The sequence below is a fragment of the Stutzerimonas stutzeri genome, from assembly GCF_000590475.1.
Taxonomy (GTDB): domain Bacteria; phylum Pseudomonadota; class Gammaproteobacteria; order Pseudomonadales; family Pseudomonadaceae; genus Stutzerimonas; species Stutzerimonas stutzeri_D.
Map to the genome: position 1 here is coordinate 2,868,292 of NZ_CP007441.1, position 12,897 is coordinate 2,881,188.

A 12,897-nucleotide genomic window follows, 5' to 3' on the forward strand; every position below is an offset into this window, starting at 1 on the left:
CAGCGGGCGATGTGACTGGGTTGGCAGCGAATTCGGCCTTCCTGTCCGCAGCGAGGTACAGCCAGCAAACTGTGACGGGTTTGGAGCCAGGCGATCAGCGCTTCAGCGCGGCAAGCCGGAGTTCCAGGCGCCTGCCCATCTCCTCGCCGAGCGCCTGCAGGCCGCTCATGGGACGCACCATGACTTCAAAATCGGTTATCAGCCCGGATTCGTCGAAGCGAATCATGTCGATGCCCTTGAGCTGCCGATCACCGACACGCGCACTGAATTCCAGCACGACGTTCAAGCCATCGACGCTGACCAACTGGCGGTGGTAGGTGAACTCTTCGAATACGGTCACCACGGTATTGAGGATTAGGTTGACCGCCGCTGCGCTCTCGTAGGGCTTGAAGGCCATCGGCGAACGGAACACCGCTTGCGGATGCAGCAGATCCAATAGTTGGCCGAGATCCTGGGATTCGATCATCCGATGCCAGCGCTGCAGAGTCGCAGCAACGGCCGGCTGCATCGCGAGGGAGACATTCATGCGGAGCTCCTTGTTGCGCAAGAAAAAGCCCCGCTCGTAGCGGGACCTGGGAACTCAGAGTTCGGCTGCGAGGCGCGAGCCCTGGTTGATGGCGCGTTTGGCATCCAGCTCGGCGGCCACGTCTGCGCCACCGATCAGGTGCACATTGGCACCCGCCGCTTCGAGTTCGGCCTGCAACTCGCGCAGTGGGTCCTGTCCGGCGCAAACGATCACGGTGTCCACCGGCAGCGCCTGAGGCTCGCCGTCGGCGACACGGATGTGCAAGCCCTGATCGTCCACCTTGAGATATTCCACAGCGCTGATCATCTGCACCTGCTTGTTCTTCAAACCGGTGCGGTGAATCCAGCCGGTGGTCTTGCCCAGGCCATTGCCGACCTTGGATTTTTTGCGTTGCAGCAGATAGACCTGACGTGCCGGTGCGTGCGGTGCCGGCTGAATTCCAGCGACGCCGCCACGCGCCTCGAGCCCGAGGTCGATCCCCCATTCCTTCCAGAACGCGTCCCGGTCCAAGCTGGTCGACTGCCCTTGGTGGGTGATGAATTCCGACACATCGAAGCCGATGCCGCCGGCGCCAATCACCGCGACGCGCTGCCCTACTGGTTTGCGTTGCAAAATCGCGTCGAGGTAGCTGATCACCATCGGATGTTCGATACCCGGAATTTCCGGCGTTCGCGGCGCAATACCGGTGGCTAGAAGGATCTCATCGAAGCCCCCAGCCAGCAGGTCTGCCGCATTGACACGCGTGTTCAAACGGACGGCGACACCGGTGCTCTCGAGCTTGCTGTTGAAGTAACGCAGGGTCTCGTAGAACTCTTCCTTGCCTGGCACACGTTTGGCGACGTTGAACTGGCCGCCGATCTCGCTGGCCGAGTCGAACAAGGTCACCTGATGGCCACGTTCCGCGGCCACGGTCGCTGCGGACAATCCCGCCGGGCCGGCGCCCACAACGGCAATTTTCTTCACTGACGCGGTGGGAATGTAATTCAGCTCGGTTTCGTAGCACGCACGTGGATTGACCAGGCAGGTGGTCAACTTGCCACTGAACGTATGGTCAAGGCAGGCCTGATTGCAACCGATGCAGGTATTGATGGTATCGCTGCGATCGGCCGCCGCCTTGTTGACGAAATCCGGATCGGCGAGAAATGGACGTGCCATCGACACCATGTCGGCATCGCCTTCGGCCAGCACCTGCTCGGCGACTTCTGGCGTATTGATGCGGTTGGTAGTCACCAGCGGGATACCGACTTCGCCACGCAGCTTGGCCGTCACCTTGGTGAACGCCGCACGCGGCACCTTGGTGGCGATGGTCGGGATACGCGCCTCGTGCCAGCCAATGCCGGTGTTGATCAGTGTCGCGCCGGCCTGCTCGATGGCCTTGGCCAACTGCACCACCTCGTCCCAAATACTGCCGCCTTCCATCAGGTCGAGCATCGACAGGCGATAGATGATAATGAACTCCGGCCCCACGGCCTCTCTCACACGCCGCACGATCTCCACAGGTAGATGCATGCGATTTTCATAGCTGCCGCCCCAACGATCGGTGCGGTGGTTGGTATGCGCGACCAGGAATTGGTTAATGAAGTAGCCTTCCGACCCCATGATCTCGACGCCGTCGTAGCCGGCCCGCTTCGCCAGGCTGGCGCAATTGACGAAGTCGCGAATCTGCTTTTCGATCCCCTCTTCATCCAGCTCACGCGGCGTGAAGGGGTTGATCGGGGCCTGAATGGCGCTCGGCGCGACCAGCTGCGGACTATAGGCATAACGGCCGGCATGAAGGATCTGCATGCAAATCTTGCCACCCGCCTCGTGAACCGCCTGGGTAACGATTTTGTGCTCTTCAGCCTCCTCGACCGTAGACAACTTGGCCGCACCTGCACGCACCGAACCCTCTTCATTGGGTCCCACACCGCCGGTAACGATCAGGCCGACGCCGCCACGAGCACGTTCGGCAAAAAATGCGGCCATACGCTCGAAGCCGTTGGGCATCTCCTCAAGACCGGTGTGCATCGAGCCCATCAGCGTGCGGTTACGCAAGGTGGTAAAGCCCAGATCCAGCGGAGCCAGCAGGTGCGGAAAAGCGGTCATGTTCGTTCCTCGATCAGGCAGCGCGGTCGCGGCGGCCTAGGGTCAACGGTAGGATTGCCACGCCTCATGGGGTCGCGGTCGCTATGCCCTGAAGATAAACAGGCCCCGCGCCTCGCTCAATGATCGAAACTCACAACTGCCTGACTCTATTGCGCAAAAGCACTTGGCAATCTCCGGTCATATGCCTAGTCTCCCGCCACACGCTCAACCAACCTCAGTCATGCGCACCTACAGCAAACTACTCGGCCTGACGGTACTCGTCCTCGTCGCGCTCATTCTCTACCTGGACTGGACGCATGACCGGCGCAGCGGACCGCTGCTGTCTGATCTGCGCACCCTGCCGATCAACAGCCACGGGCAACCAGGCACTGCTGGCAATCTGCTCGGCGTGGAAACCCGTCTGACACCGGCTGATTACCAGAGCAGGGAGCGGCTGCAGCTGAAATTCATCACCTATCTCAATCAGGCGCGCGACGCTGGCCTGCTGGGTTCACGCACCATCGTCGTGCTGCCCGAGCATGTCGGCACCGGTTTGTTCGCCCTCGGAGAAAAGCCCGAAGTGCAGCAGGCGCGAACGTTGCGCGACGCCATGCACTGGATGGCCCTGAGCAATCCGTGGAAGTATCTCCGCGCGCTATTCGATAACGAGGGCGACGATCACCGCACCGAGGCCGTTCTGAAGATAAAGGGTCAGCGGATGGCGGATGACTATCAGCGCATTTTCGGTGGCCTCGCACGTGACTATGGGGTGACGCTGGTCGCCGGGTCCATCGTGCTTCCCGAGCCGCGACTTGAGGATGGACGCCTGCAGATCGGCGACGGGCCACTCCGCCAGGTCAGCCTGAGCTTTGCCGCCGATGGTGAGCCCATCGGGCCGTTGCAGTACAAGATGGCGCTCAGCCGCTACGAACGCCGCTACAGTCAGGCACCGGATGCGCCGTCGCCCGCACTGCCGACCCCCGCCGGCCGCCTGGCCGTACTGATCGGCTGCGATGGCTACACCCGGTCCCCGCCCGCCGATGCCGAACTACTCGTTCTGCCAGGCTCGCGCGATGACCTGCCCGTGACCTGCGCAGTCAACAACCCACCGGAGACAATCCTGCCGCGCATGGAGGTGCGAACCTTCGGCTTGCCGTGGAACCTGGTCGGGTCTCCTCGCCGACCTGTACGCGAACGCCACAACGAGCCGGTGCAACTGACCAACTTCTGGCTACCGGAGCGACCATGAACCGGCAGAGAGTGCGCTTGGGTGACCTCTCGGTTGGCTTCGTGCATAGCCTGAGCAGCGCCCTGCGGGAAAAGGAGATTGATCCGCAACCGCTGCTCGACGCTTACGGACTGGATTCCGCGCGCCTTTCGGAACCGCGTGCCCGTCTTTCAATCCCGCGTTACATGCGCCTCGGCCGTGCCGCCATACAACTGGCTGGCGACCCGAGCCTGGGCCTGGAGATGGGTCGACTGCGCAAGGCCGGGCAGCTCGGCCTGGTAGGCGTGACTGCAGCCCAGGCGCCGACCGTTCGCGAAGCGGCCCGCGCGCTGATTCGCTATGAACCGCTATACGCATCCAACTACCGCGGCGCCTCAGCGTTCCATGAGGATACCGAGGGAGCCTGGCTGCGGTTCTATTCGATCAGCCCCTACAACAGCTACAACCGGTTCGTCGTGGATACGGTATTGGCCAGCTGGATCACTCAGCTGAGCGCGGTCGCGGCCTTCTCGCTGGTGCCCGCGGCGATCCACATCGAGTTCGAGCGACCCGCCTACGCAGCGTCCTACGAGCGATTCTTCACGAAACCGGTGGAGTTCGCGGCCGAACACAATCAGCTGCGATTGGACAGAGCCACGCTGGCGTTGCGCAACCCGGAACACTGCCCTGGTACCTGGCGCCAGCTGTTGGAGCTCTGCGAGGCGGAACTGGAGCAGCGCACCCGTACCCGCAGCCTGCGCGAGCGGGTCACGCAGCTCCTGGGGCCGATGCTCAAGGGCCAGGAACCTGACCTGCAGCAGATCGCCAGCCGTTTACAGCTGCCGTCCTGGACCCTGCGTCGCAAACTCGAGGAAGAAGGCACCAGCTATAGGGTCATTCTCAACGACACGCGGCGCGACCTCGCAATGGCCTATATACGGGACACCGAGTCGGCTTTCGGCGAAATAGCCTGGCTACTGGGATTCTCTTCGGCGGAAGCCTTTCAGCGTGCGTTCAAGCGCTGGAGCGGGCAAACACCGGGGGAGTACCGGCGCGCGCAGCGGCGCGCCGAGTGATCCAGTGACGTTTCATCGTCTGCTGGGAAACGTCAATGCAATCTTAAAGCTCGAAGGCGTCGTCGGCCGGCTCAGGACCGTCCTGCTCTGAAGCGTGCCATTCGAGTATCTCGTCCTGATAGTCATCCATAGGAGGGCTCCTCTTGCTGGGATCTACACCGTTTAAAAACCTTTGCGCTGGCAAGGTCGACTCGCCTTCGCCTTTGCATTTCAGCAGCCTGCTAGCGGTGCTAACAAAGTCCATGCCAGGCAAGCTAACGCGGGAAGATGACGAAAGCGTGAACCGCTTCGCACCGGCGCTTCAGACTGAAATAGCGCAACGCCTCGACAGCGACAACGCGCCTAATCGCCGCACAGCTATACATGCCGCCGCAGAGCCTCTCAGGCAGCTATGGCGTCGCCAGGCCGGCTGCCGTCATGAACTGCCGCAGCAGCCACGCGACCACGCCGAGCGCCAGCACGCTGGCAGACCAGATCAGCACGAGCCAGGTCATGCGTTGCCATAGCGGCTTCGGTCCTGATGCACTGCTTTCGTGCTTCTTCTGCATAGAGGGCTCCATAACGAGACCGACTCAGTGGTAGCCATCTTCTGCGCTGACCTTGCCCCGGAACACGTAGTAGCTCCATGCGGTGTACATCAGGATCAGCGGGATGATCAGCAGCGCCCCGACCAGCGTGAAACCTTGGCTCTGCGGTGGCGAGGCGGCCTCCCAGATGCTGACCGATGGCGGGATGATGTTCGGCCAGAGACTGATACCCAGGCCGCTGTAACCAAGGAATATAAGTGCGAGGGTAAACAGGAACGGCGAATAGTGCGCATAGCGCGCAATCGACCGCAGCAGCCCGAAGGTACATAGCAGCACCAGAATCGGCACCGGCATGAAGAGGAATAGGTTCGGCAAGCTGAACCAACGCTCGGCGATGTCGGGATGTGTCAAGGGTGTCCAGATACTCACGATGCCGGTCACCGCCAACACCGCCCAGACCAGCGGGATACCGATGTCGTGCATACGCCGCTGCAGCTCACCCGAGGTTTTCATGATCAGCCATGTGCAACCCAGCAAGGCATAGGCAGCGATCAGCGCCAGACCGCAAAACACCGAAAACGGTGTCAGCCAATCCAGCGGGCCACCCGCATAGGCGCGGTCAGCCACCGGGAATCCATGAATATAGGCACCCAGCGCGACACCCTGAAAAAACGTTGCAGCCAGAGAGCCCCCGATGAACGCCTTGTCCCAGATATGCTGGCGAGCAGCGCTCGCCTTGAAGCGGAACTCGAAGGCGACGCCTCGAAAGATCAGCCCCATCAGCATGAAGATAATTGGCAGGTACAGAGCGGAAAGCACAACGGAATAGGCCAACGGAAACGCCGCAAACAGCCCGGCACCACCCAGCACCAGCCAGGTTTCATTGCCGTCCCAGATCGGCGCTACCGTGTTCATTGCGACGTCACGCTCGGCGCTGTCGGCCAGGAATGGAAACAGAATTCCGATACCTAGATCGAACCCGTCCATCACCACGTACATCATGATGCCGAAGATGATGATGACGGCCCAGATCAGCGAAAGATCGACACCCATATTCAATTCCTCTCGCCCAGTTGATCGCCGTGTTCGTGCGGGATCGCCTCGTCGGCAGCCGAGAGTGGCCGCATCGGCGTCCGCTTTTCGCCGGGTCCACCAGCACCTTTCTCGTTGCCCTCGTTGATGATCGGCCCCTTGGCGATCAGCCGCAGCACATAGACGAAACCGATGCCGAACACCGCGAAGTAGATCAACACGAACATCGCCAGCGTCAGACCGAGCTGCTCGGCCCCGTGGTTGGACACCGCGTCGGCTGTGCGCATGATGCCGTACACCACCCACGGCTGCCGGCCAACTTCAGTGGTGAACCAACCCGCCAGGATGGCGAGCACGCCAGACGGCCCCATGCACAACGCCAATCGCAGGAAAGGCTTGGTGTGGAACAACTTGCCACCGCGCCGCAGCCACAGGCTCCAGAACCCGGTGAGGATCATCAGCAAGCCCAGCGCGACCATGACCCGGAACGTCCAGAAGATGATGGTCGAATTAGGGCGATCTTCAGGCGGGAAGTCTTTCAGCGCCGGAATCTGCTCTGTCAGGCTGTGCTTGAGGATCAGGCTGCCGAGATAAGGAACCTCGACCTTGAAACGGGTCTCTTCCCGTTCCATGTCCGGCCAACCGAACAAAAGCAACGGAGTGGGCTCGCCTGATGAGTTATCCCAATGCCCTTCCATCGCGGCGATTTTTGCGGGTTGATGTTCCAGTGTGTTGAGGCCATGGAAATCACCCACAACTGCCTGGATCGGCGCAACGATCAACGCCATCCACATCGCCATGGAGAGCATCTTGCGAATGGCCGGATTATCGTTTCCTCGCAGAAGATGCCAGGCTGCAGACGACCCGACCATGAAGGCAGTGGCAAGGAAGGCTGCGATCGCCATGTGTGTCAGCCGGTACGGAAACGAGGGGTTGAACACAATGGCGAACCAGTCCACCGGCACTACGATGCCATCGATGATCTCGTGACCCTGTGGTGTATGCATCCAGCTGTTCGAAGCCAGAATCCAGAACGTGGAAATCAGCGTTCCGACCGCCACCATCAACGTGGAAAAGAAGTGCAGCCCGGCACCGACGCGATTCCAGCCGAACAGCATGACGCCAAGAAATCCTGCCTCCAGGAAGAACGCTGTGAGCACTTCATAGGCCAGTAACGGCCCGGTAACGCTGCCAGCGAACTCCGAATAGGCGCTCCAGTTGGTACCGAACTGGTAGGCCATAACGATGCCGGAGACCACCCCCATGCCGAAGTTGACGGCGAAAATCTTCAGCCAGAAATGATAGAGGTCGCGATACACCTGACGCTTGGTTTTAAGCCATAACCCTTCTAGCACGGCCAGAAAGCTCGCCAGCCCGATAGTGATCGCCGGAAAGATGATGTGAAAGGAGATGGTGAAAGCGAACTGGATCCGCGCAAGCTCGAGCGCTTCCAAACCGAACATTAATGGCCCCTCGTCAGTTAGCCGCGTGCCCCTGGCCTGTTGATGTCGTCACGCAATAGTGACAGCAGGAAAACACAAGGGTGCGCTCGAGTCGCTGTGACCGGTCGCCGCGGATGGCTGAGCGGAACTACATGGACGGCGCGTTAAGAAGCCCTGAGTGACGAGACGGGACGAGGACGGGAAGCCCAGCAGGCCCCAGACATCGAAGCTACACCGTGAGCTTATTAAAGAAACAAGCGAGAGGAATCGCCAGGGCGCCATAGGAGTAGGAGGCACCGACAGTCAACGATGCAGAAACGAAAAAAGCGGCCATAGGGCCGCTTTTAGCGAAGCATCCAGCCGTTCAGCGGGCTTGGAAGCAGATATGGCGCAGCGGACGGGACTCGAACCCGCGACCCCCGGCGTGACAGGCCGGTATTCTAACCGACTGAACTACCGCTGCGCGTCGGCCGGACTTTCGTCCGAATCGTAAGGCCTGCATTTAAGCAGTAGCCAGCCGTGGAACCGATCCGGCTGATCGCCTTGCGAGGCGCGCAATTTACGCACCCCCCTCAATCAAGTCAACAGCGCAAAAGGTAATTTTCTTAAAAAATAGCGATCACCTAAGATCAGGGAGAGGAATAGCCATCCGTTGGGCACCTTTTGCCTGAAAAACAGTCAGTTGCACTAGCATACTCAGGTGCTTCTTTGTCATGGTCTCGGCCTAGACTGCCAGGATGCCGACCGTTAGTAGGAATCCGCACTACTTACCACGATCAGCGATCAAGCCGTCATCCCTTAGATTCACGGAGTGCCTAGCTTGGCTTCCCCCGCAGCGTTGCAGAAAGTTCGCCAGCATGCGCCTCTTATCGTCAGCGCAGTTATCGTCGTGCTCTTCGGTTTCTTCCTTGCCGGCCAGATCAGAACATGGCTGCTGCTTACCCAGGCGCCGACCGCAGCAACCGCGGACAGCAATCAGCCCGCCGGAGTCGCGCCGGACCTGCAACGCATGGAAGGCCTGTTTGGCACATCAGCGACAGCAGGCCAACCCTATTCCCCCGGCGTATCGAGTTCTGATCTAACCTTGCTGGGCAGCTTCGTTCATGCCGACCCTGCTCGTTCCACGGCGATTATCAAGTTGAGCGGCCAGCCGCCACAGCTCTATCGGGTCGAACAGGAACTGGAATCGGGTGTACGCCTGCACAATGTGCAGCCAGACAGAGTCGAAATATTGCGCGGCGGTCGCGTTGAAAGTCTGCATTTTCCAAGCGTCCGCTCCGCGACAGCTGTACCCGATAACCTGCCGGACTACAGTGAACCTGCGGCATTGGATCAACCGGACCCGCAAGCGGAAATGCTTCAACAGCAGATGGAAGCGCTCCGCCAACAGATGGAAGGGGCTGACACCCCGCCAGATACCATGCCCTCCGACGAACAGCCCACGGAAGACAACTGACCGATGCTGCCTTTTTCCTCCCGCCCGCTCATTGCCTTGCTCGCCGCCGGAATGCTCGCCGCTCCCCTGCCTTTGCTGGCGGCCGACCCCGGAATCGAGCCGAGCAACACCCAGCAGGACGGCTGGACAATCAACCTCAAGGATGCCGACATCCGCGCCTTCGTCGATCAGATCAGCCAATTGACCGGGCAGACCTTCATTGTCGATCCGCGCGTAAAAGGCCAGGTCAGTGTGGTGTCGTCGACGACCCTCTCCCTGTCCGAGGTTTATCAACTGTTCCTCTCGGTCATGGCGACGCACGGCTACAGCGTCCTCACCCAAGGCGAAATCACACGAATCGTGCCCAACGCCGAGGCGAAATCGGAGGCTGGCGGGGGGCCGACCGGCGGCGATCTGCTGGAAACCCGAGTGATTCAAGTCCAGCATACGTCCGCCACCGAGTTGATCCCGCTGATTCGCCCACTGGTGCCGCAGTATGGCCACCTCGCCGCCGTAGCGTCTGCCAATGCACTGATCATCAGCGACCGCAGCGCGAACATCGCTCGCATCGAGGACCTGGTCCGCCAGCTCGACCGCGCTCAAACCGACGACCACAGCGTAGTGAACTTACAGTACGGCTGGGCTGCGGATATCGCCGAGGTGCTGCGCAACACACTCGCCCGGGGCGAGGCGCGTGATACCGCGGGCGCGCAGATCATTGCCGATTCGCGCACTAATCGACTAGTTTTTACCGGGCCTGAGCAGGCGCGACAGAAGCTCGCCAGCCTGGCGAAAACGCTCGACACACCGAGCACCCGCTCGGCCAACACGCGGGTCATTCGCCTGCGCCACAACGATGCCAAGGCCCTGGCCGAGACCCTTGGCGACATTTCCGAAAGCCTCGCAACTCCAACCGATGGCGAAGCCCAAGGCGGAAGACAACAGAACATCCTCATTCGCGCCGACGAAAGCCTCAACGCCCTGGTCATGCTCGCCGAGCCCGAGCTGATCGGCACCCTTGAGTCCATCGTGCGGCAGTTGGACATCCCACGCGCCCAGGTCATGGTCGAGGCGGCCATCGTCGAAGTCTCCGGTGATATCTCCGACGCCCTTGGCGTTCAGTGGGCAGTCGATGCGCGCGGCAGCACCGGTGGCGCCGGCGGAGTCAGCTTCGGCAATACCGGTATATCCATCGGCAGCGTGCTCAATGCGATCCAGGAAGACGAGATCCCCACCGACCTTCCCGATGGCGCCATCATCGGCATCGGCACGCGCAGCTTTGGCGCCTTGATCACTGCCCTTTCGGCAAACAGCAAGAGCAACCTGCTGTCAACTCCCAGCCTACTGACGCTCGACAACCAGGAAGCAGAGATCCTCGTAGGACAGAACGTGCCGTTTCAGACCGGCAGCTATACGACCGACTCGTCCGGGGCGAACAACCCCTTCACCACTATCGAACGACAGGACATTGGCGTGACGTTGAAGGTCGTGCCGCACATCAACGATGGCGCTACGCTACGCCTGGAAATCGAACAGGAAATTTCCTCGATCGCGCCCTCGGCGAGCCTGTCCGCACAGGCGGTTGATCTGGTAACCAACAAGCGGTCGATCAAGAGCACCATTCTCGCCGAGGATGGCCAGGTGATCGTGCTCGGCGGGCTGATTCAGGACGACGTGACCCAGACTAACTCCAAGGTTCCGTTGCTCGGCGACATCCCGCTGCTCGGCGGACTGTTTCGCTCCACCCAGGAAACCCATGTCAAGCGCAACCTCATGGTCTTCCTGCGGCCGACTGTCGTTCGTGATCGCGCCGGACTCGCGGCCCTTTCTGGCAAGAAATACAGCGACATCCGGGTCATCGAAACCGAATCTGACAGCCCGAGTATTCTTCCCGCCACGCCCGAGCGACTATTCGATGGCCAAGGCCAGCCTGCGCCAGCGATCGACCTTCGCTCCAACGAGCCGGCGCAGCGCCGTGCAATACCCAAGGCACCCGCAACCCAACGGGCGCCAGCAACTGTCGCGCCACAGGCACAGGCACAACCACAATCAGCGATGCGTTCGGGCTGGGCCGTACAAGTAGCCAGCCTGCAAAACCGCGACGGCGCCAAGGCATTGCAGGAAAAGCTGGGTGCTGAAGGCTTCGATGCTTATATCAGGTCAACGGGCCGCACTCATCGCGTCTTCGTCGGACCGGTGGGTCAGCGCCAGGAAGCCAATCGGCTCCGCGACCAGCTCGCCGAAGAACAGCGCCTGGACGGCTTCATAGTGAATTTTGAATCCGGGGATAACTGATAGCCGTGCCATCTTGGCGACCCGCTCGGGCCGCCAGGATCGCATCAGAGCGCGGCCAGTCCTCGAGCGAGGTCGGCTTTCAGATCGGCCACATCTTCCAGGCCCACCGCCACGCGGATCAGGCTGTCGCGAATACCGGCTGTCGCACGATCTTCGGGGGAAAGCCGACCATGGGTGGTTGAACCCGGATGGGTGATGGTGGTTTTGCTGTCGCCCAGATTAGCCGTGATGGAAATCAGACGGGTTGCATCGATGAAACGCCACGCACTGTCCTTACCCCCAGCCACCTCGAAACTCAGCACCGCTCCGAAACCTTTCTGCTGGCGCTTGGCCAGCTCATGTTGCGGATGGCTGGACAAGCCGGCGTAATACACCTTTTCAATGCCCGGCTGTTGTTCGAGCCACTCGGCCAACACCTGCGCGCTGGCGCAATGGGCCTGCATGCGCAGCCGCAAGGTTTCCAACCCCTTGAGAAAGACCCAGGCGTTGAATGGGCTCAGCGTAGGGCCGGCCGTACGCAAAAAGCCCACCACTTCTTTCATCTGCTCCGCTTTGCCAGCCACAACCCCACCCAGGCAGCGGCCCTGCCCGTCGATGTACTTGGTGGCCGAGTGGATGATGATGTCCGCGCCAAGTGCTAGCGGTTGTTGCAGCACCGGCGTGCAGAAGCAGTTGTCCACCGCCAACATGGCGCCCTTTGCATGGCAGAGCGAAGCCAAGGCTTCGATATCCACCAGTTCGGCCAGGGGATTCGAAGGCGACTCGACAAACACCAGGCGGGTATTGGGTTTGAACGCCGGCTCCCAGACGCCGACATCCGTGAGCGGAACGTAGTCGACTTCGAGCCCGAAGCGCTTGAGGTACTTCTCGAACAACGAAACCGTCGCACCGAAGACGCTGCGCGACACCAGCACATGATCGCCGGCCGAGCACAGACTCATCACCGTTGCCAGGATGGCGGCCATACCGGATGCGGTCGCCACGGCCTGCTCGGCACCCTCCATGGCGGCAATGCGCTCTTCGAACGCGCGCACGGTGGGGTTGGTATAGCGCGAATAGACATTGCCCGGCACTTCGCCGGCAAAACGCGCGGCGGCGTCGGCAGCACTGCGAAACACGTAGCTGGACGTGAAAAAGAGCGGCTCGCCGTGCTCACCCTCAGGCGAGCGGTGCTGGCCGGCACGAACCGCTAATGTGTCCATGCCTACGCCGGACAGATCACTGTCCAGTCGGCCCGCATCCCAGTCGGTTGTCATAGTCGTTTCCACCTGATTCGAGGCGGCAATGCCACCG

General features: G+C 61.0%; 10 protein-coding genes and 1 tRNA gene. 4 read left to right on the forward strand and 7 right to left on the reverse strand.

Features of this window, described 5'->3' with window-relative positions:
- Positions 1-94: 94 nt before the first annotated feature.
- Both CH92_RS13070 and CH92_RS13075 read right to left on the reverse strand, forming a co-directional pair.
- On the reverse strand, positions 95-526 hold the full coding sequence (locus CH92_RS13070; protein ID WP_025242217.1) for a nuclear transport factor 2 family protein: 432 nt from the start codon (positions 524-526) through the stop codon (positions 95-97).
- 54 nt (positions 527-580) lie between these two features.
- A complete protein-coding gene (locus CH92_RS13075) occupies positions 581-2,611 on the reverse strand; it encodes an NADPH-dependent 2,4-dienoyl-CoA reductase (RefSeq protein WP_025242218.1) in 2,031 nt (676 codons plus the stop codon).
- A gap of 220 nt (positions 2,612-2,831) precedes the next feature.
- Between CH92_RS13075 and CH92_RS13080 the strand changes: the two genes are divergently transcribed.
- A complete protein-coding gene (locus tag CH92_RS13080) occupies positions 2,832-3,839 on the forward strand; it encodes a carbon-nitrogen hydrolase (RefSeq protein WP_025242219.1) in 1,008 nt (335 codons plus the stop codon).
- Positions 3,836-4,873 carry an AraC family transcriptional regulator gene (locus CH92_RS13085; RefSeq protein ID WP_025242220.1) on the forward strand — a complete coding sequence of 346 codons (1,038 nt, stop codon included), beginning with the start codon at positions 3,836-3,838 and terminating at the stop codon, positions 4,871-4,873. The genes CH92_RS13080 and CH92_RS13085 overlap by 4 nt, the downstream gene beginning before the upstream one ends.
- Before the next feature lie 389 nt (positions 4,874-5,262).
- On the opposite strand, the gene CH92_RS13090 is transcribed toward CH92_RS13085, so the two are convergent.
- From CH92_RS13090 to CH92_RS13105, 4 genes are all read right to left on the reverse strand, one after another.
- On the reverse strand, positions 5,263-5,421 hold the full coding sequence (locus CH92_RS13090) for a DUF2474 domain-containing protein (RefSeq protein WP_038623009.1): 159 nt from the start codon (positions 5,419-5,421) through the stop codon (positions 5,263-5,265).
- A gap of 24 nt (positions 5,422-5,445) precedes the next feature.
- Complete coding sequence (gene cydB, locus CH92_RS13095) at positions 5,446-6,453, reverse strand: cytochrome d ubiquinol oxidase subunit II (protein ID WP_025242221.1); 1,008 nt, start codon at positions 6,451-6,453, stop codon at positions 5,446-5,448.
- Positions 6,454-6,455: 2 nt separating this feature from the next.
- Positions 6,456-7,895, reverse strand: coding sequence for a cytochrome ubiquinol oxidase subunit I (locus CH92_RS13100; RefSeq protein ID WP_025242222.1), 1,440 nt, complete (start codon positions 7,893-7,895; stop codon positions 6,456-6,458).
- Positions 7,896-8,260: 365 nt separating this feature from the next.
- Positions 8,261-8,337, reverse strand: a tRNA-Asp gene (locus CH92_RS13105).
- Between the two features lie 348 nt (positions 8,338-8,685).
- Here CH92_RS13105 and CH92_RS13110 point away from each other — a divergent pair.
- Together CH92_RS13110 and gspD are read left to right on the forward strand one after the other, a co-directional pair.
- Positions 8,686-9,330, forward strand: a complete 645-nt coding sequence (locus CH92_RS13110) for a type II secretion system protein N (RefSeq protein WP_423832380.1) — start codon at positions 8,686-8,688, stop codon at positions 9,328-9,330.
- Positions 9,331-9,333: 3 nt separating this feature from the next.
- The gene (gspD, locus tag CH92_RS13115; protein ID WP_025242224.1) at positions 9,334-11,604 is read left to right on the forward strand and encodes a type II secretion system secretin GspD; all 2,271 of its coding nucleotides are present in this window, start codon (positions 9,334-9,336) and stop codon (positions 11,602-11,604) included.
- A gap of 44 nt (positions 11,605-11,648) precedes the next feature.
- Here the strand turns inward: gspD and CH92_RS13120 are convergent, their stop codons facing one another.
- Positions 11,649-12,860: an O-succinylhomoserine sulfhydrylase gene (locus CH92_RS13120; protein ID WP_025242225.1), complete on the reverse strand. Its 1,212-nt coding sequence runs from the start codon at positions 12,858-12,860 to the stop codon at positions 11,649-11,651.
- Between the last annotated feature and the right edge of the window lie 37 nt (positions 12,861-12,897).